This window comes from Myxococcus sp. AB056 (assembly GCF_006547365.1).
GTDB lineage: Bacteria > Myxococcota > Myxococcia > Myxococcales > Myxococcaceae > Myxococcus > Myxococcus virescens.
Genome location: NZ_VHLB01000045.1, coordinates 42,946 through 64,779, shown reverse-complemented (window position 1 = coordinate 64,779; position 21,834 = coordinate 42,946). Strand labels below are relative to the sequence as shown.

Genomic DNA, 21,834 nt, shown 5'->3' with positions numbered 1-21,834 from the left:
GAGAGAAGTCCATGCGAGCCTGCCCGTGCTGCAGGGAGGTGCTGACCGCCGGCATCCTGGGCCTGGGCGTCCGCCGCCTCGCGGGAAGCTGCGAGGTTTGCGGCGACACGGTCTGCCAGGTGTGCCTGAGCACGCAGGTCCTGGAGGCCGGTGACTTCCGGCAACGCCCGGTGGCGCCCGGCCACGAGAACCGAAAGGCCCGGGGCCGCGTCTGCCGCGCCTGCTGGTGGGAGCACCTGACGGAGCGAGGCATCAAGCCTCCGTTCCCCGCCCCGCCTGGACAACGCGAGCGGGCCGCCCACGCGGCGAGGTCATCCTGCCAGCACCCGGACGTCACCCAGGCCATGGGCTTCTGCCCCGGCTGCGGCGACGAAGTCGAATGGAAGGCCGAGCACGGCAACCCCGTCTGCGTGGCGTGCGAGGCACCCTCGCACCCGCTCTTCAATCACTGCTGGGCATGTGGCGAGTCCTTCGACGAGGCCAACGCGCCCGAGCCCGTGGCCCAGGGCTACCGGCTCGAGTTCGACTGCGACGCGGATGACTGCACCGGGAAGCTGGCGTGGCTGATGCCCTACTGCCCCTGGTGCGGAGAAACGAAGCACTGGGAGCCCGCGAGCGGTGGCGACCTGGAGTGCACCGAGTGCGAGCACCGCCTGGACCGCGCGTGGGCCCACTGCGTGCGGTGTGGCGAAGAGGCCCCTCTGCCAGACGACTGTCTCCGGTGCGGCCAGGACCTGGACGACGCCCCCTCCGCCGCGCGCTGCGAGTCGTGCCGCAACATCGTGTGTGGGGACTGCTTCGACACACGCGTGGTTCCCTCCGCCTCCGGTGAGCCCCAGGAGCGGCTCCTGTGCACCACCTGTGGCGTGGGCTTCGACCGGCCCGCGCCTCCCGCCGAGCCTCCCGAGGAGGAGGAAGAAGCGGGGGCCGAGGACGCCGACGACGCGGACGACGCGGACGACGCGGACGACGCGGACGACGCGGACGACGCGGACGACGCGGACGACGCGGACGACGCGGACGACGCGGACGACGCGGACGACGCGGACGACGCGGACGACGCGGACGACGCGGACGACGCGGACGACGCGGACGACGCGGACGACGCGCCCGACGAGGAGCCCGAGCCTGAACCGGAGCCTCGCACCGAAGCGCCTCGCGCGCCTGAACCGGAACCGGTGGCGTCTGCCTGGGAGGTGCTGGGAATCACGCCCGGCACTCCGCTCGCGGATGCACGGCGAGCCTACTTGTCACTGGTGGCTCAGTATCATCCGGACAAGGTCGCGCAGCTCGGCCCCAAGCTGCAGGCCCTGGCGCAGGAAGAAACGCGCAGGCTCATCGAAGCCTGGGAGTACGTTCGCAGGAAGACTTGACGCAATCCCGGAACGAGGCCGGACCTCCCCCGGTCCGGACCTCGTAACGTCCAGGTTCAAGCGTGAGAGGACGGCTGCACGTCCGCGCCCCCTCGAATCTTGTCGGAGCGCTCCCGCAGCTCTCGCCACGAGTCCTCGAAGTCCTTCTTCAGCTTCGACCAGTTCTCACCATGGCTGCTCATCAATCGGCGCAGCGCGGACTCCGTGTCCTGGAGCGAGCGACGGATGAACTGGAGTTCCTGCCGCGTGAGCCGTGAGTCCTCGGCCCGGGACTGCGCGGCGGACGCTTCCCAACCATCCACCTGCGCGCCGAGCGCTCGAAGCTCCGCCTCCCGCTTGCGCTCGTAGCCGGCACGGACGAGCGCCATCTTGGCTTCCATCTCGATGACAGCCTGGTTGGTGTCATCGTAGGACTTCCGGAGTTCGGCCTTGCCCTGGTCGAAGTTCTGCGTCTGCCGCTTGCTCAGCTCCTCCAGCTTGATGCGGAACTGGTCGAAGACGCGGCGAATGCCGGACATGTCCTTGAGCTCGTCGCTCGCCTGGCGGACGTCTGCCTGCGCCTCCGTTTCGGCAATCCGGGCGTCGAGCCTCCGCTTCTCCGCATCCATCTGCTTCACATAGGCCTCTTGCTCCGTCATGACGCGTGTCTCCTTCCGCGCGACCTTCCGGGCGCGGCGCTGTGCTGACGTCATGCATGAGGGCTCCCCCCCATGGACGCACACACTGCGACGGACGAGGCCCGGGCGTCCGGCTCACCGGACCAACTGCGGACGGAGCGCACTCCCGGCGGCCAGCTGCCCCTCTTGAATTCACCCTACAGGCCTGAATCCCACAGTGCATGTCAGGGCGAGACGCCATGCTGCGTCGAGGGCGACAACCCACTCTTCAGAAAAAATCGGAAGTACCGTCATGCCGAAGCTGAACCAGATCATCGCCGTCGAGAAGGGCGTCAAGAACCGCTCCCAGCAAGAGCTGACCCAGGCCCATCACGACCTCCAGAAGCCGCAGTTGCTCAGCGGCATCTCCCGCACGTATCAGCCCCGCGACGAGGAGGGTGAGCGCTTCCCCCCCGAATCCACCCGCGTGCAGGTACGAACGCAAGACGTCCTCAAGAAGACGCAAGAGATTCTCACCCGGCTCTTCGACGTCACTGCCACCAAGGACCTCACCAACTGTCACGCGAAGGCGGACGTGCGCGTGGATGGCCGGGTCCTGCTCAAGGGTGTTCCCGCCACGTATCTTCTCTTCCTGGAGAAGCAGTTGGTGGACCTTCACACCTTCGTGAAAAAGCTGCCCACGCTGGACCCGTCGGAGTCGTGGGTTCCCGACCCGGCGCAGGGCCTGTGGGCCACCGAGCCCGTGCAGACGGCGAAGACGAAGAAGGTTCCCCGCAACCACGTGAAGTCCGAGGCCACCGAGAAGCACCCGGCCCAGGTGGAGGTCTATTACGAGGACATCGTCGTCGGTTACTGGAAGACGGTGAAGTTCTCGGGGGCGCTCCCCGCCACGCGCATGAATGACCTGCTGGAGCGCGTGGAGAAATTGCAGCAGGCCGTCAAGTTCGCCCGCGAAGAGGCGAACGCCGTCGAGGTGGAGGAAATGAAGGCCGGCGAGGCCCTCCTTGGCTACCTGTTCGGCTAGACTCACGGCCGCAGACCTTTTGGAGTCCAGACTCAAACTCAGCAGCAGCCTCACGCCGAGCGTTCTCCGGCCGTCCCCCAGTGCAGGTTCGAGCCCTGCCCCCGCCATTCAGCACCACCTGCGGCGGGGTAGCCCAATCATGGTAGAGGCAGGCGGCATCACGAGCGCGCGAAGCACCCCAAACTCAAATTCTCACTCCAGACTCAGCATTCGCTGTCGCAGGCCCGATCAACCGTTCCCGCCCCCTCCCTCGTGATGCTGGTGCAATTCCAGCCCGCCGCTCCATTTCCCCCTTGCGCGGCGGTCGTTCAATCGCAGGACCCGAGGTCTCAACCGCAGGCAGGAACTTAAACGTGCGGGTCTCATCCATGGCAGCACCCCGAGCCCGGGCAGGAGGACACCCTGCTCGGGCTCACTCTTTTCCAGCGGCGTGGCGAGACTTGACGCGCCTGGGCGGTAGCGCTCGGATGCGCCCCATGGACCGCCTGCGGACCCGCGCAGAAGCGTCGAACTACACGCAAACGTCCCTTCACTCCGACGTGCTGGCCTTCGTGGACGCGCTCTGCCGCCGCACGAAGCTCGCCCGCAAGGTGGACTTCGGCCAGAGCGGCGAAGGCCAGCCTCTGGTGGCGCTGGTGGTGAGCGACCGCGGCTGCTTCACGCCCGAGCAGGCGCGCAAGCAGAAGAAGGTCGTGGCAAGCTGCGCGCCTACAACCGGGGCATGTTGGAGCGCGTCGCCAAGGCCGTGCAGGGCCGCCATGGCTTCGACAGCTTCTGGTATGGCAACTACAAGGACGAAGGCGACCCGCGCTCGGGCTGGCACACGTACCCGGCGCTGCCGCGCTTTGGCAGCCACTACCGGCGCCTGCTCGGCCGGCTGGACGTGCTGCTGGAGACGTACAGCTACATCGACTTCCCGCGCCGCTGCGCGGTGATGCGCGCGTGGCTGCTGGAGCTCTTCCGCGACGCGGCCCGGAGCGCCGCCACCTGGTGGTGGGCTCCGCCGCCGCGCCGAAGAAGGCGGAGTAGCCCCGCCGCCGGACCTGGCGGGCGGGGCCTCGCGGCGGGCGCTCAATGGCGCCGGCCGGGGTGACGCCGGTCGTCACGGACTTCCCGCCGGGTCTGGTTCAGCTCCCGCTCCGCCACCTGGATGAGCTCCAGGATGAGCGTGCGCTTGTAGCTCAGGGCTCCGGGCTGTCGCAGGCCCTCGATTTCGTCGAGCTCGCGGGCGATGGCCTTCCGGGTCCGCAGCGAGGCGTGCTCGGCGCGCAGGTCGTTCCGGGCGTCGGCCGCGGAGGCACGGCCCCACATGGTCGCCCGGGGGCCGCCCCACTGGGCCACGCGCGCATCCCGCCGGCTCCGCCGCGCCTGCGCCCAGTCCTTGGACAGCTCCCGCTCGCTCTCCGCCAGTTCGGCACGGAGGAGCTTGCGCAGACTGACCTCCACATTCGCCATCTGCCGTTCGCTCCGGCTGCGCCACGCGGCGTCGAAGCGGGCCAGCAGGTTGCGCAGGTCCTCCAGGTCGCGGCGGTCATCGCGCAGCTCGCTCCGCTCCACGCGCGTGGGACGGGGGCCGTACCCCTGGGCCTGCGCACTGCCAGTGAGGAGAAGGGCTGCGACCAGCGCGGATGCGATGCGGTTCATGGGGTGCGTCCTCGTGAGCTCAGGGCCCGCCGTCGTGTTCATGAGGACAGACGCATGCACCGCGGATCTATTCAGCCCCCTACTCCTTGCGCAGCAGCACGAACTCCACGCGGCGGTTCAGCTCGCGCCCGCGAGGCAGCAGGTTCGGCGCCTTGGGCCGGGTGTCACCCAGGCCCACGGTTTCGATGCGCGACGCGTCCAGTCCCGCGTCGACCAGGGCCTTGGCCACGGCTGCGGCGCGGGCTTCGGACAGCGTCTTGCGGGCCGCCGCCGCGGGGCGTTCGCGGTTGTCGGTGTGGCCTTCAATGCGGAGCCGGAGCTTCTCGTCCCGCACGAACATGTCCATCAGCAGGGCCAGTCCCGCGGTCGTTCCCTTGCGTGGCGCGGCCTGCTTCTCCGCGAAGCGCGGCATGCGCGGCAGCTCCACGACCTCCTTCTTCAGGCGGACCTTCTGGGACTTCGACACCGGTGCCTTCGCCAGGGTGAAGGACACCGTGGGCACCGCCTCCCGGGAGAGCGTCACCTTTCGCGTCTGCGCCAGGTAGCCCTGGGCCAGGACGTCCAGCCGGTACTCTCCGGGCGGCAGCATGAGCTCCACCGGCTTGCGTGCCTTGCGGTCCACCATCACCCGCTGCGGCGCCCCGGTGGCGGACTTCACGTACACGGTGGCCGCGGCGGGCCGCTTCCCCGCGAGCACCTTCAACAGCAGCTTCGCGGGAGCCACCGGCCCCTGCTCGGGCGCCTCCACCGTCTTCACGGGCGCGGCAACGGGCGGCGTCGGCGAGATGGGGGTCGTCACGGGGGGCGGGTTCGGCTTCGCGGGAGCCTGCGCCACCGCGGCCACGGGCGCACCCGCATCCGGCACGTCGGGAATGGCCACGTCCGCCATGGCGGCCGTCATCTCCGCCTTCACGTCATGGGACAGCTTCAGCTTCAGCCGGGGGTCCGGCGCGGTGGGGTTGATGGCGGGCAGCACCCGCACCCGCGCCCGCAGGCCGCGCTGCACCTGCACCGTCACCGACGCCGTCAGCTTCCAGAGGAAGCCGCTCTCCTCGCTGAAGAGGTTCCAGGACTCGTTGGCGTAGGTGACGTGCGAGACGAGCGTGTAGGAGCCCTCCTCCACCGTGAGCACCGCGAGCCGGTGCAGGCCGGGGCCGTTGAGCTTGTCCAGGCCGGGGATGGCCAGGGGCTGGCCGTTGACGAGGAAGTCCGCCTCCACCAGCTTGTAGCCGCGCGACGTGCCCGCTCCGGGAAGGCCCTCGAAGGAGATGACGATCTCCGGCGGCGGCGTCTTCACCATCTCCTGGAGCTGACGGTCCAGGTCCTCGCGCGCCCGCTGCTCCACGGCGGACGGCTCCGCCGCGCGCGCGGAGGCGGCGAGCAGGGCCATGAAAACCAGAAGGGGAACTTGAACGGAGATGGCGGCCACGGGGGCTCACAGCATCGCACAACCTGGCGGCTCCGCGAGTTGTCCGCCACCCGGGCTGACGACCAGCCAACCCTCGCCCGCCTTCCCTCCTCTGTCCATGTATCAGGCTGTATCTGGAGTGAAGGGACTTGTAGCTCCCATGCTGGGAGGTTTTCCCGCGCCACGAGTTCCAGCTACCCACGAGGGCCGCATCAGCGCTACGCCTACGGGTATGACCGACTTCCAGTTCCAGGACATGCTGCCGCTGGGCAAGGACGAGACGCCGTACCGGCTGCTCTCCAAGGACCACGTCTCCACCTTCGAAGCCGGCGGCCGCACCTTCCTCCAGGTCGCGCCCGAGGCGCTCACCCTGCTCACCCGCGAGGCCATGCGCGACATCGCGCACCTGCTGCGCCCCGGGCACCTGAAGCAGCTCTCCCACATCCTCGAGGACCCCGAGGCGTCGTCCAACGACCGCTTCGTGGCGCTGGAGCTGCTGAAGAACGCCAACATCGCCGCCGGCGGCGTGCTGCCCTCCTGCCAGGACACGGGCACCGCCATCGTCATGGGCAAGAAGGGCCAGTACGTCATCACCGGCGGCAATGACGAGGAGGCCATCTCCCGCGGCGTGTTCGAGACGTACCAGACGTCGAACCTGCGCTACTCGCAGATGGCGCCGCTGGACATGTACAAGGAGGTCAACACCGGCAACAACCTGCCCGCGCAGATCGAGCTCTACGCGACGGACGGTGACGCCTACAAGTTCCTCTTCATGGCGAAGGGCGGCGGCTCCGCCAACAAGAGCTACCTGTTCCAGGAGACGAAGGCGCTGCTCAACCCGCAGAGCCTGCTGAACTTCGTGGACGCGAAGATCCGCTCGCTGGGCACCGCGGCCTGTCCGCCGTACCACCTGGCCATCGTCATTGGCGGCACCTCCGCCGAATACGCGCTGAAGACGGCCAAGTACGCCTCCGCGCGCTACCTGGATTCGCTCCCCACCGAGGGCAACAAGCTGGGCCGCGGCTTCCGCGACGTGGCGCTGGAGCAGGAGATCCTCAAGCTCACGCAGCGCACCGGCATTGGCGCGCAGTTCGGCGGCAAGTACTTCTGCCACGACGTGCGCGTCATCCGCCTGCCCCGCCACGGCGCGTCCTGCCCGGTGGCCATCGCGGTGTCGTGCTCGGCGGACCGGCAGATCCTGGGGAAAATCACCCGGGACGGCATCTTCCTGGAGCAGTTGGAGGCGGACCCGGCGAAGTACCTGCCGGAGACGACGGACGGCGAGCTGGGCGGCGAGGTGGTGAAGATCGACCTCAACCGCCCCATGAGCGAGATTCGCGCCGAGCTGTCGCGCTACCCCATCAAGACGCGCCTGTCGCTCAGCGGCCCCCTGGTGGTGGCCCGCGACATCGCCCACGTGAAGATCAAGGAGGTCCTGGACTCCGGCAAGGAGATGCCCCAGTACCTCAAGGACTACATGGTCTACTACGCGGGCCCGGCGAAGACGCCGGAAGGCTATGCCTCGGGCTCCTTCGGCCCGACGACGGCCGGCCGCATGGACGCCTACGTGGACCAGTTCCAGGCCGCGGGCGGCAGCTTCGTGATGCTGGCAAAGGGCAACCGCTCCCCCGCCGTCACCGAGGCCTGCAAGAAGCACGGTGGCTTCTATCTGGGCTCCATCGGCGGCCCGGCGGCACGGCTGGCCAAGGACTGCATCACCAAGGTGGAGGTGCTCGAGTACGCCGAGCTGGGCATGGAAGCCGTCTGGAAGATTGAAGTGGTGGACTTCCCGGCCTTCATCGTCGTGGACGACAAGGGCAACGACTTCTTCGCCAACATCAACAAGCCGTCGGCGGCGAAGAAGGCCTGAACGGGCGCCACCCGCCCCTGACGCTCAGGGACGAGGCGGCTCCCCGACCTTGGGAGCCGCCGTGGCGGAGGCGCGGCGCTTCGGGATGATGGAGCGCCGTGGCCCCTTGAGGGCCACGCCCAACAGCATGGTGGCTGGGAGCAGCATTCCCAGCCCCTGACTGAAGTTGTCAGGGGGCTTCACGATGGCCCCCAACACCAACACGGAGAACAGCAGGCCACAGACGAGCCGGATGGCGAGAGCGTTCACGCCTCCAGCCTAGACAGCCCGTGGCCGCTGTCCACCGGCCCGTACCGCGGGGCTACCAGATCTTGACGCGCTGCTCGGGCGGCAGCCAGCTGGCGTCCCCCTCCTTCACGCCGAAGGCCTCGTAGAACTCCGGCATGTTCCGCACCACGCCGTTGACGCGGTACCGCGGCGGCGAGTGGGGGTCGGTCAGCAGCATCTGCCGCATGGCATCGTCCCGGTACAGGCCGCGCCAGATCTGCCCCCAGCCCAGGAAGAAACGCTGGTCGCCGGAGAAGCCGTCGATGACGGGCGGCGTCTTGCCCTGGGTGGACAGCTTGTAGGCCTGGTACGCCACGGTGAGGCCGCTCAGGTCGCCGATGTTCTCGCCCAGCGTGAGCTTGCCGTTGACGTTCATGGCCTCCAGCGGGCTGAAGCCGTTGTACTGATTCACCAGCATGTTGGTGCGCTGCTCGAAGCCCGACTTGTCCTCGGGCGTCCACCAGTCACGCAGGTTGCCGTCGCCGTCGGAGCGGCTGCCCTGGTCGTCGAAGCCGTGGCTGAACTCGTGGCCGATGACGCCGCCGATGGCGCCGTAGTTCGTCGCGTCGTCCGCCTCCGGGTCGAAGAACGGCGGCTGGAGGATGGCGGCCGGGAAGACAATCTCGTTCATCGTGGAGCTGTAGTAGGCATTCACCGTCTGCGGCGTCATGCCCCACTCCTCGCGGTCGATGGGCTTGCCCAGCTTGCCCACCGCGCGCTGGTGATCGAACAGCTCGCCCCGGCGGACGTTGCCCACCAGATCACCGGCGACGATGTCCAACGACGAGTAATCCCGCCACTTGTCCGGGTAGCCAATCTTCACGCCGAACTTTTCCAGCTTGGCCTGGGCCTGCGCCTTGGTGGCGGGGCTCATCCAGTCCAGTCCGTCGATGCCCTTGCGGAAGGCCTCGCGCAGGTTGGCCACCAGCTCCTGCATGCGCTTCTTGGAGTCGGGGCTGAAGTGGCGCTCCACGTAGAGCTGGCCCACGGCCTCGCCGACGACCTCGTTCACCTGGGCCACGCCGCGCTTCCAACGCGGGCGGTTCTCCTCCATGCCCTGGAGCGTCTTGCCGCGGAACTCGAAGTGCGCCTGCTCGAAGGCGCTGCTGAGCAGCGGCGCGCGGGTGTCCAGCACCTTCAGCGCCAGGTACTGCTTGATGACCGGCAGCTGCGTGGACTTCAGCAACCCGCCCAGGGCCTCCAGGTAGTCCGGCTGACGGACGATGACGGAGGGCGTGGCCTCCGCACCGGACGCCTTGAGGAAGCGGCCCCAGGAGAAGCCCGGCGTCAGCGCGTCCAGCTCCGCGACCGTCTTGGGGTTGTACGTCTTCTCGCGGTCGCGGTTGCGCGCCCGGTCCCACTGCTTCGCGGCCAGTGCCGTCTCGAACGCCATCACGTCCTGGGCGGCCTTCTTCGCGTTCTTCTCACCGGCCAGCGTGAGCAGCTTCTCGATGTAGGCCACGTACGCGGCGCGGACCTCGACGAAGCGCGGCTCCTGCTTGGTGTAGTAGTCCCGGTCCGGCAGGCCCAGGCCCAGCTGCGTGGCGTAGACGATGTAACGCGTGGCCTGCTTCTGGTCCTGGCCCACGAAGATGCCGAACGGCACCGGCACGCCTTCGCGCAGCAGCGTCGCGAACAGCTCCGGCAGCGCGTCCGCGCGCTTCACGGCCTTCACGCGCTCCAGCTCGTCGCTCACCGGCTTCAGGCCCAGCGACTCGATGTGCTGGGTGTCCATGAAGCTGTTGTAGAGGTCACCCACCTTCTGCGCGGTGGAGCCCGGGTGGCGCACCTTCGCCGCGGCGGACTCCTCGATGATGGCGCGCATGGCCAGCTCGGCCTTGTCCACCAGCTCGATGATGGTGCCGTACCGGGCGCGGTCCGCGGGGATGGACGCCGTCTTCAGCCAGTTGCCGTTGACGAAGGCGTAGAAGTCGTCCTGCGGCCGGACATCGCGGTCCAGGTGCTTCAGCTCCACGCCCAGCGAACGCACAGCCTCCGCGGAAGCGGCCTGGGCGGCGGGCACGGCCGGAGGAGGCGCGTCATCGGAGGGGGCCGGCTGCTGCGTGGTGGCACAACCGGTGAGGAGCAGGGTGCCCAAAGCGCTGCGGGCCCAGGCACGACGGGAGAAGGTCTTCAGGGGGCTCAATGCGGCTCCGTGAGGAAGTGAGGGGCGGCGAATGCTGCCAGACGCGGAGGGTCGTCGTCCCTCCGGGCAGGCAGGAAAAACACCTGGGCCCGTCCCCTATTCCATGGAGCGGGCCCCACCCGCACCCTTCGCGCGGTGGGGCCCCTCGCAGCGTGCGCTAACGCTGCGGCTGGCCCAGCACCGGTGCCGGTACAGGCGTGGGCGCTGGCGCGGTGGGCGGGGCGACGGGCGTCACCGTGACGTCCTGGGCCAGCGCGTCCACGTCGTGGAAGCCCTTGGCGCTCACCTCGGCGCCCCGGTACAGGGCCCAGCCCGGCAGGCCGCGCTGGTAGGCGCGCGTCATGTGCCAGAGCTGGAGTCCACTGTTGGACACGAACAGGTACATCGACCGCTTCGGGTTCCACGGGTTCGGCAGCGCGACGGCCAGGCCATCATCCGGGCGGCCGTACGTCTTGCCCTGCCAGCGGAAGTAGCGCCGCCCCAGCTCCACGGGGAGCTTCTTCTCGGTCGCCAGCCGCGCCAGCAGCGCGTTGTCCTCCGCGCCGCCGAAGAGGACCAGGTCCCGGTCCGCCAGCTCCGCGTCCGTCACCTCGGCGTCCGGCTTGATGGGCATCAGGTACTCCACGAACGCGTCCGCCAGCACCTCCCGGTAGCCCAGCGCCAGCGTGCGCATGGACTCCGTCTGGCGCGCCGTGCCGTGCACCAGGAGCAGCTTCTCCCAGGCGTCGAGCTGGTTCGACAGCGTCTGGTGGTGCTCGCGCGGCACCGGGATGTCATTGCCGGCGTTGAACACCACGCGGACGGGAGGCTCCGCCGTGCGGAAGGTGAACGTCTCGTTGAGGCCCTTCACCTCCACGCGCTCCAGCGTGGCGCCCTTCGCGGTGCGCACCTCCACCATCGCAACGAAGTGCCAGGGGCGCGAGCCGGGCTGCTCCACCTTCAGCGTCACCTCGTAGCCGTCCTTCACCTGCGTGGCACTGGCACGGATGCGCGGCTGCGGCAGTCCGGTCTGCTCCACCCACTGCGACACGAAGAGGCCCACGTCCCTGCCGGTGGCCTCCAGCACCGCGCGCTTGAAGTCCGCGGTGGTGACGTTCTTGTTGGCGTAGCGGCCATGCAGGGCGTTCATCGCCTTGGAGAAGTGGGCGTTGCCCAGCAGCAACCGGAGCTGGTGCAGCAGGAAGGTGCCCTTGATGCGCGGCAGCATGTAGGTGCCGTAGCGGCCGTAGTCCGTCTTCGCGGAGGCCGGCACCACGTCCGCCTCGCGCGAGGTGGTGAAGAGGTAGCGCGCGTTGAGGTCGGCCAGTGCGTTGCGCTGGTACTCGAAGGCCTTGTCGGACGTGTCTCCGTCCGCCGGCAGGTCCTTGAGCAGCTTCCAGTACGCGGCGGTGCCGCTGACCAGCCAGTTCTCGCCGTCCGTCGCGGGGAACACGGTGTTGGCCCACAGCAGGGGCCTGCCGAAGACGAATGCGTCCTTCACCTTCGACACGTCGCGCTTGAGCGCGGCCGGCTCCGCGGGAGGCGTCCACCCCTTGCGCGCGGCCCCCAGCTTCTCCGCGACGAAGACGGGGCTGAAGGCCGTGTAGCCCAGCGACAGGTGCGGCGTGGCACCGGGCAGGTCGGGAATCCACCGGCCGCCCACCATCTTCTCGCGCAGCGTCGTCTTGCCGTAGTGGGCCAGGAACATCAGCTTCTGGGCCATCTCCGACGTGGTGACCTTGCCATCACACGCGTGGGGCCGGTTGATGGGGCTGGAGGCCATCATCCGGATGGCGGTGTCCAGGTCGAAGCCCTTCTTGCCGTACTTCGCGTAGTACTCCCAGAAGGCGATGTCGCGGTTCCAGGTGTTGAAGGACAGGTCCACCGGAGCGTTGTCCGGGTTGGGCACGTACTCCTTGCGCACCTCCAAATCCCGGTTGTTGTTGTTGGCCCAGATGAAGTCCTTGAGATTGCCCGGCGTGTCCCCGGCCTGCCCCTTGCCGCCGGTGCGCCACAGGCGCGTCTTCTTCGTCCCCAGCAGCAGGCACGCGCCCTCGTCCGTCTTCGTGTCCGCCAACGTCCAGTCGTTGGTGTAGAGGCCGTTGTTGCCGTCCTTCATGATGCGGGCGACGTCGTCGATGGACGACGCGTACTGCGCGGCCTTGCGGATGCGGTTGCTCTGGGGCGTGCCATTCATGTCGAACGGCGACTGCCCCACCGTCGTCTCGCCAATGACGATGCCGGCGGCATTGACGTACCAGTCCGAGCCGCTGTGGATGCCACCCGGGAAGGTCTGCATCACGAAGCGGTGGCCCTTGGTGGGCTTCACGTCCAGCACCACGTCCCAGTGCACGCCCGTGTAGCCGCCCCACATGAAAATCTGTCCCATGATGGCGCGGCCATCCGGGGTGGCGGATTTGGTGGCCACGAAGGAGGAGCAGTGGTCCCCCTTCCCCGCCCGCTCCGCGTCCTCCTCCGCCTTGAGGAAGGTGCGGCCGGTGAGCGGCGTGCCCGTGGCCCGGTTCGCCTCGGCGAGCTGCCCCGCGTCCACGGCGGAGTTGAGCGTGACGATGTCCAGCAGGTCCAGCTCGCGGTCCTTGAACTTCGCGCCCGCCTTGTTGGCGCCGTCCGCGATGCCCTTCATCTCCTCCAGGAACTCCGCGTCGTACTTGCGCAGGAAGAGCGCGTCCGCGAGCAGCCGCTGGTGGTTCCACCCCTTGGAGGCGTCCGTCCTGTCCTTCTCGATGCCGAGCTTCTCCATGTAGCGGACGATTTCCTGCGGCACCAACTGGCCGAACTGGTGGCCCCGCTCGTAGGGCTCGCCCTCGATGTGGACGTAGATCCACCCGCCCTCGTCATAGCGGAAGCCCTTGCCGGCCCAGCGCACCGACTCCAGCGGAATGTAGGCGGTGATGTCGTCCACCTTCTCGATGCGGACGTCGTCGAACCAGGCGGTGCCCGTGGCCTTGCCGTTGCGGCCCAGGTGGAGCTGCACCCGGTCCGAGGACTGGGTGGCGAAGAAGAGCACCGACGCGCGGCCTCCCGCTTCCGCTGCGGGCGCGGGTGAGCAGTTGGTGAAGGGGAAGCTCTTCATCGACAGGCAGGCGCCGTGCGCCGTGGGGTAGCGCGCCTGCGGGTCCGTCTGGACGCCTCGCGTGCGCACCCAGGCGCTGAGCCGATAGAGCTGGCCCACCTGGAGCTTCATCGCCTCGGACTCCACCGTTGTCTCGGCGCCGCCCACCGGGTTCTCGATGGCCAGGCCGCGAGCGCCCTCCACCTTCGCCGCGGCGCTGCCGGATGCCTTCCCCTGCCCTCGGGACTTCCAGAAGGCGGGGAGCGAGCCAGAGCCGCCCGCAATCTCGAAGTTCCCGTTGGGCACGGCGACGGGCGTGGAGGCGGGCGCTGCGGCCCAGGAGGGTGCCGCGTGAAGCGTGCTCGCGGACAGCAGCAGCGCGCCAAGCAGCTTGGACGTCATGCGAAAGGAGGACATGAGGCTCCCAGCCCGGAAGGGACACCGGGCGACGGGTAGAGGTGGCCGGGGCGCATGACACCCCCGCCATCCCCGAGCGTCAATCGCGATACTCCACGACACGGCGATGACGCACGGCGGCTTCCACGCTGCCCGCCCGTCCGTCCCTCAGCGAAGAACCCAGGCGCTCGTGCGGAGCAGCAGCCGGGCCGCGCGCCGCACGGCGTCCACGCGGCGCGCCGCGGTCGCTGGCGGCGTGACGGGCGCATCCCAGTCGAAGGTGCGGAGCCGGTTCAGGAAGCCCTGTTGGACGCAGCCCTCCAGGCTGAAGACGTGGAGGTCATGCGTCCAGCGCACCGCCAGACGCAGGTCCCGCGAGAACTCCGCCCAATCCAGGGGCTTCGCGGCGAAGGCGCCGGGTAGCTCCACGCCCCCGCCGGTGATGCCCACCGCCAGGGACTGACTTCCGGGCCCGTAGCTCCAGAGCACGGAGGGGCCATGGGGCCGCAGGAAGCTGGTGTAGAGCATGAGGACCTCACGGTCCGCCGGCAGGTCGAGCACTCCCGCCAGCCGCTGCACCAGCGTGGAGCGTGACTCCCGCTCGTCCACGATGATGGGGAACTGGTAGGCATCCACCCGGTAGCCGTCCGCGCGAATGCGCTCCATCAGTCGCGCGTACCCGGCCCTCGCGTCCCGGACGCGGCGCCCCTGCACGAGCCTGGGCAGGATTTCGCCCAGCTGCCGCCACCCGCCCTCCATCCACCGTCGCAGCTCGCGGATGTCCGGCTCGATGTCCAGCCCCACGCCCTCCCACGCCAAGTGGTGCTCGGCTGTCCATGCCTGGAAGGCCTCGTAGCGCGCCGTGGCCTGCGCCACATTGCCCGCATGGAACCAGTAGCCCTCTTCGGTGGGCAGCAGCAGCCACGCCGTGACGGGAATGCCCATCCGGTTCAGCCGCTGGACCACCTGGGCCCGCTCCGGCCCCAGGTCGAGCAGGCCCAGGCTCACCCCGGCCTCCAGCGCTGCCAGGTCCTCCACGACGCCAGGAGTGGCGAATAGCTCACGTAGAGGCTCCGCCTCCAGCTCGCAAAAGAAGGTCATCATGTGAGGTTTCATGTCAGCCTCGCGCCTCCCCGCGCATCGCCCGACGTCCGTGCGCCATACCACCGTGAAGGAGTCACATGGAGTTCCACAAGGGCCGGCTGTTCGATCACGTCCATCTGCGCGTCCAGGACCTCGATGCCAGCAAGCGATTCTATCGCGCGGTGCTGGACGTGTTGGGCGTGCCCTTCTTCAGCGAGAGTCCCCACCACTTCTCCGCCGACGAGCTGTTCGTCGACCGGGTGGACCCAGGGACGCCCCGCTCCGAGCGCGGCGTCCATCTGGCCTTCCAGGCGCGGGACCGGGAGACCGTCCACCGCTTCCACGCGGCGGCGCTCGCCGCGGGCGGCCGGGACAACGGGGCGCCGGGTGAGCGCAACTACCACCCCGGCTACTACGGCGCGTTCGTCCTGGACCCGGATGGGAACAACATCGAGGCCGTGTTCCATGGCCCGGTGACGCGCTCCGCTGATTCCGTGGTGATGAAACCAACGTTCTGACGCGGAGCGTCTGCCTGGCCGCGAACCGGCGGTGGTGTCTTCCGGTTCGCACCCGCGGCCGTATGCCGCTGGACGCTCGGGCGCCCCGGGCGTCAGAAGCTGGACGGGATGTCCGGCGCGCTGACGCGAGGGTGACCTGCGATGATTACGAGCAGGTCATGGCGTCCCCAGATGGCACCGACACCCTGCTCCTCATCGAGAGCGTCAAGCCCCGGCTCCGAGGTGTCTCCCACGCCGTGGCCTTCGTGGCGGCGCTGCTCGGGTGCATCCCACTGGCGCTGATGCCCGCGCGCGGCCCCCAGTACGTGGCCGACCTCGTGTTCGGTGGCAGCCTGGTGCTGATGTTCGGCGTGAGCGCCACCTACCACCGCTTCACCTGGGGCATGGACGCGTACCGGCGCATCCAGCGCTTCGACCACGCGGCCATCTACATCCTCATCGCGGGCTCATTCACGCCCATGGCCACGCTGGACACCACGGGTGACACCAGCCTGTACCTGCTCTGGTTGATGTGGATTGCCGCGCTGACGGGCGCGGGCCTCACGCTCCTGGGCGTGCACACCTCGCGAGGGCTGCGCTCCGCCCTCTACGTCGCACTGGGCGCCGTGGCCGCGCCGGTGATGCTGCGGCTACCCGAGGTGATTGGCTCCGGTCGCGTCGCGTGGCTCGTGGTGGGCGGCGTGCTCTATGCCGTGGGCGCGGTCATCTATGCGCGCCGCTGGCCCAACCCGATTCCCACCGTCTTCGGCTACCACGAAATCTTCCACCTGCTCGTCGTGGCCGCGGCGGGCGTTCACTACGCCGTCATCCTGGACATCGTGAGCGGCGCCTGACCCCCGTATGACGGCGCTATCGCCGGTGGCAGCGGTCGTAGGGCCATTCCCGCTCGCGCTCGCAGCGGACAAAACAGGCGTAGCAGTCTCCCACCCATCGTCCCCTCCCCGCGTCCTTGCACCGGGCATGGGTGTCCACGCAGCGCCGCTTCCATCCCGCTTTCGCGCCGTCGTCCCGACTCGCCTCGCGCTCCTTCGCCACGGCCTGGATTTCCGCCAGGTACACGACGGCTTCCGAGGCCGAGAGACCGCACAACTCAGGTTGCGCCGGATGACGCTGGAGGCAACACGAGATGGTGTCGAGACACTCCCTGGCGGGCGTGGAGAGTTCGCGACGGCTGGCAGCGGCCGTGGCGCCGCTGGAGCAGCCCAGCGCCAGGCTCGAGAGCACGATGAGGAGGGACGCGGAGAGGTTCGTCTTCGGCATGGAAGAGGCCTAGAACACGAGGCCCCTTCCACCGACCATCACCCTGGATGGGTATTCCCAGGGCGTCCGCGCCGCCTCGGCGTCCGCGGTTTCAGTACGACCAGGGGAAGCGCTTGAAGTCGCGCTTGCGCTTCTGGACGAAGGCGTCGCGGCCTTCCTGCGCCTCTTCGGTGCCGTAGGCCAGGCGCGTGGCCTCGCCCGCGAAGAGCTGCTGGCCCACCAGTCCGTCGTCGGGCAGGTTGAACGCGTACTTCAACATCTTGATGGCCGTGGGGCTCTTCGTGTTGATCTCCGCCGCCCACTCCAGCGCGAACTCCTCCAGCTGCGCATGGGGCACCACGGCGTTGACCATGCCCATCTGGAAGGCCTCCTCCGCCGAGTAGTTGGCGCCCACGAAGAAGATCTCCCGCGCCCGCTTCTGACCAATCTGCCGCGCCAGCAGCGCTGAACCGTAGCCCGCGTCGAACGACGCCACGTCCGCGTCCGTCTGCTTGAACACCGCGTGCTCCTTGCTGGCGATGGTCATGTCACAGACGACGTGGAGGCTGTGCCCACCGCCCACGGCCCAGCCCGGAACCACGGCGATGACGGCCTTGGGCAGGAAGCGAATCTGCCGCTGGACCTCCAGGATGTGGAGCCGGCCCAGGCGCGCGGGGTCGGACTCACCCTCCTCGCCCTCGTACTTGTAGCCGTCCTTGCCGCGGATGCGCTGGTCACCACCGGAGCAGAAGGCCCAGCCGCCATCCTTGGGCGACGGCCCGTTGCCCGTGATGAGCACGCACCCCACGTCCGTCATGAAGCGCGTGGCCTCCAGCGCGCGGGACAGCTCATCCACGGTGCGAGGCCGGAAGGCGTTGCGGACCTCCGGGCGGTTGAACGCGATGCGGACCGTGCCCTGGTCCACCGCGCGGTGGAAGGTGATGTCCTTGAACTTGAAGCCCTCGACGGCCTTCCAGCGCGCCGGATTGAAGATGTCCGAGACCATGGTGTTCTCACTCGGGGGGAGAGAAGTGGATGCGCGCGGACCCTAGGCGCAGTGGCAGCGCCCGTCCAGGGATGCGCGCGCAGCCCGCACGGGCGCCATCTGTCCGAACCTCGCGGAAGTGCTCAGACCCTGGCCGGAGCTCCCCGTTGGGTGCCCTACAGCGACACGCGGCACCACCCGGGCCCTGCTTGTGCGCGGCGGGAAGAGGAGTGTTCCCTTCCGCCATCCAAGTCCTGAGTGAGGGAGAACCATGCACCTGGACCCGAGGTTCCTGCTGCACCGACGCGCAGTGCTGACCGCGATGGCGGGAGGCGCAGCCGCCTCCGTTCTGGGCTGCCGGAGAAAACCGACGTCCACCCCCACGCCGGAAGGCGTCTACATCCCAGACGTGAAGTCGGGCGAGGACGTCTTCGGCTACCTCCAGCGGCTCCGGGGCGGCTTCGACGACACGCTCTACAAGCAGGTGCTGGGCGCGGCCAATACCTTCAAGGAAGGCGACGCGCTCGTGGGCGTCGCCGCCGCGGATGAGAACTCGCGTGTGAATGCGCGCAGGCTCTTGGGGAACACGCGGCTGGCGGACGTGCGGCGACACCCTTTGCACCAGGATGCGTTGCACGCACTGAGCCTGGAGGCCGAGGACTCGCAGGCGGCGGCGCTGACGGCGGACTGGACGTTGGGACGGCTGAGGAAGTTCCTGCTGGAGTCCGACGAGGCGGCCATTCATGCCATCGGCCCCGGGCTGGGCAGCGATGCCATCGGCTGCGTCGTCAAGCTGATGAGTGACGCGGAGCTCATCGCGCTGGGAAGCAAGGTGTTCAACCCGCTACCAGGCAGCAAGGTGGGCGCGCGGGGTTACATGGGAGCGCGCATCCAGCCCAACTCGCCCACCGACAACGTGGACGACATCCGCTGGCAGGTGTTCGACGGCTTCTCATACGCGGTGGGTGACGTGGTGCTGGGATGCAACCCGGTGTCCTCCACGCCGGAGTCCGTGGCCGCCATCGAGTCCGCCCTGCTCGAGGTGCTGGTGACCTTTGAACTGACGGACGTGCTGCCCCACTGCGTGCTGTCCCATATCGACGTGCAGGCGGAGGTGGAGCGGCGGCAGCCCGGGACCACGGGCGTCTGGTTCCAGAGCATCGCTGGCAGCGACAGCGCCAACGCGACCTTCGACATCTCCGTGGAGAAGATGCTCGCCTACGCGGACGGGCGCACGGGGCCTTTTGGGCTCTACTTCGAGACGGGCCAGGGCGCGGACTTCACCAACGGCCATGGCCACGGCTACGACATGGTCCTCCACGAGTCGCGCAAGTACGGCTTCGCGAGGGCCCTGTCCCAACGTGTGTCCCAGGCGCGGCAGGGCGCGGCGCCATGGGTGCACCTCAACGACGTCGCGGGCTTCATCGGGCCGGAGGTGTTCCGCACCCGCGAGCAACTGGTGCGCTGCTGCCTGGAAGACATCGCGATGGGCAAGCTGCACGGGCTCACCATTGGCCTGGACATCTGCTCCACGCTGCACATGGACGTGTCACTGGATGACCTGGACTGGTGCATCGAGCGCATCATGCCGGCGAATCCGGCGTACCTCATGGCGCTGCCCACGAAGAACGACCCGATGCTGGGCTACCTCACCACCGGGTTCCAGGACCACGTCCGCATCCGCGAGCAGTTCGGCTACAAGGTGGATGACCGGATGTGGGCCTTCTTCCAGCGCCTGGGTGTCATCGACGCGGAGGGCAAGCCCACTCGCCACTTCGGTGACCCGGTCTGGGTCTATCTCCAGTACCTGCGCGCGAAGGGCGACAGTCGGCCGGAGGCGGACATCCGGGCGGACGCGGAGCAACAACTGTCTGCGATTCGCGCGCGCGGCGTGCCCATGGCGCGTGGGCACGGCACGCACCCGTGGGATTTGGAACCCGCGCTGGACGCGGAGCTGCGCCGTGTCTACGCGGACTCGAAGAAGAGCCTGTGGACGGAGCTGACGCCCGCCTTCATCACCGCCGTGCCGGAGGGCGTGCGGCTGGTGTCGAAGTCGCAAGACCGGACGGAGTACATCCTCCACCCGGAGACGGGCGAGCAGCTCGACGCCGCGTCCCTGGAGGCGGTGCGCTCGATGAGGGCACGCCATGCGGGACGGTATGACGTGCAGTTGATGGTGTCCGACGGGCTCAACGCGCTGGCCATCATGGACGAGGGACAGCTCGCGCCCTATCTGGAGACACTGCGCGCGGCGCTGATTGCCGCGGGGTACCAGCCTGCTCCAGAGCATCTGGTGCTCACGTCTGGTCGCGTGCGCGCGGGGTACCGCGTGGGCGAAGCGCTGTACGCGGGCCTGGAGGACGCGGCCCGGCACCGGGGCCTCATCCACGTCATTGGCGAACGGCCCGGCACCGGCCACCACACCTTCTCCGCGTACATCACCGCGCCTCCTGGAGCCGTCTGGTCCCAGCCCGGCAAGGTGGACCACAACATCACCCGCGTGGTGTCCGGGGTCGCGCTCACGGCGTATGCGCCCTCACTGGCGGCGCCGGAGACAGTGCGGCTGCTTCAGCAACTGGCGCCCCGGGGCGGGTGACGTCCGGGAACGACGACGTGGGGCGGACGCTCCGCTCCGGGCAATGACCACTCACACCGGCGGCGAGCCATTGACCGCCGCGTCGTGCCTTCAGGCGTGGATGCAGTCCCGCCATCGAGCCCCCGTCGATTCATCGACCGTAGGACGCTCGATGGCGGAGGCTGGCGTGGGTCAGTCCACGACCGCCGTGGCTTCAATTTCGACGAGGACGCCCGGCTCGAAGAGCGCGGCGACGCCAATCAGCGAGGCTGGCGTCGGCACGATGTTCAATCCCTTGGAGGCCTGCTCGATGCCGGCCAGAAAGTCCGGCATCCGCTCGAGCTTCCAGTCGACCACGTAGATCGTCAGCCGAACGACGTCGTTGAACGTCGCCCCGGCCGCCGCGAGAGCGATGGCGACGTTGCGGTAGGCCTGCGCGACCTGCCCAGCAAGGTCTCCTCGCGCGACGAGCTGCCCATCCGCGTCGTACGCGACCTGCCCTGCGATGTGCACCTGTCTGCTGCCGGTGGCGACCGCCACCTGTCGGTACACGTCAGGCTTCATCATTCCTTCGGGGTTCATCAGGGTGACAGGCATGGGTGCTCTCCAATGGGTGAGGTTGAGGAAAGGAGCGATTGCCGGACGCGTATACCGAGCCCACTGGCGAACGGCGTTCCCCACTCCAGCGACGGGAGGACTACAATCGAGAGCCCGCCATGAAACGCGCCCATCTGGATGAGATCTTCGCCTTCATGGCCGTCGTGGACGCGGGCAGTTTCGTCAGCGGTGGCCGGGCCATCGGGCTGACGCGCTCGGCGGCTGGCAAGGCCCTGGCCCGGCTGGAATCCCGCCTGGGGGTGCGTCTGCTCAATCGCACGACGCGCCACCTGAGTCTCACCGACGATGGCCGTGTCTTCCATGAGCATTGCCAACAAGTCCTGGCGGCCTTGGATGAAGCGGAAGCCAGCGTCGGAGATCGCACGGGCACGCCCCGGGGCGTCTTGCGAATCACCGTGCCCGACGCATTCGGCAGACTGCATGTCCTGCCCGTGCTGAAGAAATATCTGCAGACCTGGCCCGACGTGCAGGTGGAGGTGAGCTTCACCGATCGCGTCGCGGACATCATCGAGGAGGGTTACGACCTGGCCGTGCGCATCAATGTCACCAGCACCGATACGCGACTGGTGTCCCGGCTCGTGGCGCAACATCGGGTGTTCGTCTGCGCCGCCCCCTCGTACCTGGCCGCGCGCGGCGAACCCCAAACATTGGAGGAGCTCGCGACGCATGATTGCCTGCTCTTCAGTAGCCGGGCGCGACGACAGCGCTGGCGACTGCGCCCGAAGGGTGGCTCCTATGTGACGGTGGAGGGCCGAAGCCGCCTGCGGCTCGACAGCGGCGAGGCCATCCGGGACGCGGCTGTCGCGGGACTGGGCATCGCCTTTCTTCCCAGCTTTCTGGTCGACGAAGACCTGGCGCGTGGACGCCTCAAGGCGCTGCTGCCGTCATGCGAGACGGAGGTCGTCCGGATCATGGCGTTCTACCCGAGCAAGCGTCACCTGCCAGCCAAGGTGCGGCGCTTCATCGACCTGTTGGTCGAGCAATAGCGCGCGAAGTCGCATCCCGCGGTGTCTCAGGTA

Annotated in this window: 18 protein-coding genes; 8 read left to right on the top strand and 10 right to left on the bottom strand. The window is 68.5% G+C overall.

Going from position 1 to position 21,834, the window contains the following annotated elements; translation table 11 throughout:
- The first annotated feature begins 38 nt into the window (after window positions 1–38).
- Window positions 39–1,373 carry a DnaJ family molecular chaperone gene (locus FMP39_RS38030; protein ID WP_228558165.1) on the top strand — a complete coding sequence of 445 codons (1,335 nt, stop codon included), beginning with the start codon at window positions 39–41 and terminating at the stop codon, window positions 1,371–1,373.
- A 56-nt stretch (window positions 1,374–1,429) separates the two neighbouring features.
- Here the strand turns inward: FMP39_RS38030 and FMP39_RS20410 are convergent, their stop codons facing one another.
- Window positions 1,430–2,011 (bottom strand): hypothetical protein, encoded by a 582-nt coding sequence (locus FMP39_RS20410; RefSeq protein WP_141591997.1) that lies wholly within the window; start codon window positions 2,009–2,011, stop codon window positions 1,430–1,432.
- Window positions 2,012–2,282: 271 nt separating this feature from the next.
- On the opposite strand from FMP39_RS20410, the gene FMP39_RS20405 reads away from it, so the two are divergent.
- A complete protein-coding gene (locus FMP39_RS20405; protein WP_026114162.1) occupies window positions 2,283–3,014 on the top strand; it encodes a hypothetical protein in 732 nt (243 codons plus the stop codon).
- A gap of 721 nt (window positions 3,015–3,735) precedes the next feature.
- Complete coding sequence (locus FMP39_RS38575) at window positions 3,736–4,107, top strand: hypothetical protein (RefSeq protein ID WP_305036073.1); 372 nt, start codon at window positions 3,736–3,738, stop codon at window positions 4,105–4,107.
- Here the strand turns inward: FMP39_RS38575 and FMP39_RS20395 are convergent.
- A complete protein-coding gene (locus tag FMP39_RS20395) occupies window positions 4,086–4,658 on the bottom strand; it encodes a hypothetical protein (RefSeq protein WP_228558164.1) in 573 nt (190 codons plus the stop codon). The genes FMP39_RS38575 and FMP39_RS20395 overlap by 22 nt on opposite strands.
- A gap of 79 nt (window positions 4,659–4,737) precedes the next feature.
- A complete protein-coding gene (locus FMP39_RS20390; protein WP_228558163.1) occupies window positions 4,738–6,048 on the bottom strand; it encodes an OmpA family protein in 1,311 nt (436 codons plus the stop codon).
- 250 nt (window positions 6,049–6,298) lie between these two features.
- Between FMP39_RS20390 and FMP39_RS20385 the strand changes: the two genes are divergently transcribed.
- Window positions 6,299–7,936: a fumarate hydratase gene (locus FMP39_RS20385; protein WP_194858489.1), complete on the top strand. Its 1,638-nt coding sequence runs from the start codon at window positions 6,299–6,301 to the stop codon at window positions 7,934–7,936.
- Window positions 7,937–7,960: 24 nt separating this feature from the next.
- On the opposite strand, the gene FMP39_RS20380 is transcribed toward FMP39_RS20385, so the two are convergent.
- The 4 genes from FMP39_RS20380 to FMP39_RS20365 form a co-directional block, all read right to left on the bottom strand.
- On the bottom strand, window positions 7,961–8,185 hold the full coding sequence (locus FMP39_RS20380) for a hypothetical protein (protein ID WP_141591993.1): 225 nt from the start codon (window positions 8,183–8,185) through the stop codon (window positions 7,961–7,963).
- Window positions 8,186–8,237: 52 nt separating this feature from the next.
- Window positions 8,238–10,349, bottom strand: a complete 2,112-nt coding sequence (locus tag FMP39_RS20375; protein ID WP_141591992.1) for a M13 family metallopeptidase — start codon at window positions 10,347–10,349, stop codon at window positions 8,238–8,240.
- A 157-nt stretch (window positions 10,350–10,506) separates the two neighbouring features.
- Window positions 10,507–13,818 (bottom strand): C45 family peptidase, encoded by a 3,312-nt coding sequence (locus tag FMP39_RS20370; protein ID WP_141591991.1) that lies wholly within the window; start codon window positions 13,816–13,818, stop codon window positions 10,507–10,509.
- A 147-nt stretch (window positions 13,819–13,965) separates the two neighbouring features.
- Window positions 13,966–14,964 carry a hypothetical protein gene (locus tag FMP39_RS20365; protein ID WP_141591990.1) on the bottom strand — a complete coding sequence of 333 codons (999 nt, stop codon included), beginning with the start codon at window positions 14,962–14,964 and terminating at the stop codon, window positions 13,966–13,968.
- Between the two features lie 14 nt (window positions 14,965–14,978).
- On the opposite strand from FMP39_RS20365, the gene FMP39_RS20360 reads away from it, so the two are divergent.
- Together FMP39_RS20360 and FMP39_RS20355 are read left to right on the top strand one after the other, a co-directional pair.
- Window positions 14,979–15,398, top strand: coding sequence for a VOC family protein (locus FMP39_RS20360; RefSeq protein ID WP_141591989.1), 420 nt, complete (start codon window positions 14,979–14,981; stop codon window positions 15,396–15,398).
- A gap of 62 nt (window positions 15,399–15,460) precedes the next feature.
- Window positions 15,461–16,231: a hemolysin III family protein gene (locus FMP39_RS20355; protein WP_141591988.1), complete on the top strand. Its 771-nt coding sequence runs from the start codon at window positions 15,461–15,463 to the stop codon at window positions 16,229–16,231.
- A 16-nt stretch (window positions 16,232–16,247) separates the two neighbouring features.
- Here the strand turns inward: FMP39_RS20355 and FMP39_RS20350 are convergent, their stop codons facing one another.
- Both FMP39_RS20350 and FMP39_RS20345 read right to left on the bottom strand, forming a co-directional pair.
- Window positions 16,248–16,658, bottom strand: a complete 411-nt coding sequence (locus FMP39_RS20350) for a hypothetical protein (RefSeq protein WP_141591987.1) — start codon at window positions 16,656–16,658, stop codon at window positions 16,248–16,250.
- A gap of 91 nt (window positions 16,659–16,749) precedes the next feature.
- Complete coding sequence (locus FMP39_RS20345) at window positions 16,750–17,643, bottom strand: 1,4-dihydroxy-2-naphthoyl-CoA synthase (protein WP_141591986.1); 894 nt, start codon at window positions 17,641–17,643, stop codon at window positions 16,750–16,752.
- 250 nt (window positions 17,644–17,893) lie between these two features.
- Here FMP39_RS20345 and FMP39_RS20340 point away from each other — a divergent pair, with 250 nt between their 5' ends.
- Window positions 17,894–20,218 (top strand): ethanolamine ammonia-lyase, encoded by a 2,325-nt coding sequence (locus tag FMP39_RS20340; protein WP_141591985.1) that lies wholly within the window; start codon window positions 17,894–17,896, stop codon window positions 20,216–20,218.
- Window positions 20,219–20,389: 171 nt separating this feature from the next.
- Here the strand turns inward: FMP39_RS20340 and FMP39_RS20335 are convergent, their stop codons facing one another.
- Complete coding sequence (locus FMP39_RS20335; RefSeq protein ID WP_141591984.1) at window positions 20,390–20,794, bottom strand: RidA family protein; 405 nt, start codon at window positions 20,792–20,794, stop codon at window positions 20,390–20,392.
- A 119-nt stretch (window positions 20,795–20,913) separates the two neighbouring features.
- Here FMP39_RS20335 and FMP39_RS20330 point away from each other — a divergent pair, with 119 nt between their 5' ends.
- Entirely contained in the window at window positions 20,914–21,801 is an 888-nt protein-coding gene (locus tag FMP39_RS20330) for a LysR family transcriptional regulator (protein WP_141591983.1), read from the top strand.
- Window positions 21,802–21,834 lie beyond the last annotated feature (33 nt).

Bases quoted from the DNA above. Each gene is read 5' to 3' on its own strand.
- FMP39_RS20410 (WP_141591997.1), bottom strand. From the start codon at position 2,011: ATGACGGAGCAAGAGGCCTATGTGAAGCAGATGGATGCGGAGAAGCGG.
- FMP39_RS20405 (WP_026114162.1), top strand. From the start codon at position 2,283: ATGCCGAAGCTGAACCAGATCATCGCCGTCGAGAAGGGCGTCAAGAAC.
- FMP39_RS38575 (WP_305036073.1), top strand. From the start codon at position 3,736: ATGTTGGAGCGCGTCGCCAAGGCCGTGCAGGGCCGCCATGGCTTCGAC.
- FMP39_RS20395 (WP_228558164.1), bottom strand. From the start codon at position 4,658: ATGAACCGCATCGCATCCGCGCTGGTCGCAGCCCTTCTCCTCACTGGC.
- FMP39_RS20390 (WP_228558163.1), bottom strand. From the start codon at position 6,048: ATGGCCCTGCTCGCCGCCTCCGCGCGCGCGGCGGAGCCGTCCGCCGTG.
- FMP39_RS20385 (WP_194858489.1), top strand. From the start codon at position 6,299: ATGACCGACTTCCAGTTCCAGGACATGCTGCCGCTGGGCAAGGACGAG.
- FMP39_RS20370 (WP_141591991.1), bottom strand. From the start codon at position 13,818: ATGTCCTCCTTTCGCATGACGTCCAAGCTGCTTGGCGCGCTGCTGCTG.
- FMP39_RS20360 (WP_141591989.1), top strand. From the start codon at position 14,979: ATGGAGTTCCACAAGGGCCGGCTGTTCGATCACGTCCATCTGCGCGTC.
- FMP39_RS20355 (WP_141591988.1), top strand. From the start codon at position 15,461: ATGCCGCTGGACGCTCGGGCGCCCCGGGCGTCAGAAGCTGGACGGGAT.
- FMP39_RS20350 (WP_141591987.1), bottom strand. From the start codon at position 16,658: ATGCCGAAGACGAACCTCTCCGCGTCCCTCCTCATCGTGCTCTCGAGC.
- FMP39_RS20345 (WP_141591986.1), bottom strand. From the start codon at position 17,643: ATGGTCTCGGACATCTTCAATCCGGCGCGCTGGAAGGCCGTCGAGGGC.
- FMP39_RS20340 (WP_141591985.1), top strand. From the start codon at position 17,894: ATGCACCTGGACCCGAGGTTCCTGCTGCACCGACGCGCAGTGCTGACC.
- FMP39_RS20335 (WP_141591984.1), bottom strand. From the start codon at position 20,794: ATGCCTGTCACCCTGATGAACCCCGAAGGAATGATGAAGCCTGACGTG.
- FMP39_RS20330 (WP_141591983.1), top strand. From the start codon at position 20,914: ATGAAACGCGCCCATCTGGATGAGATCTTCGCCTTCATGGCCGTCGTG.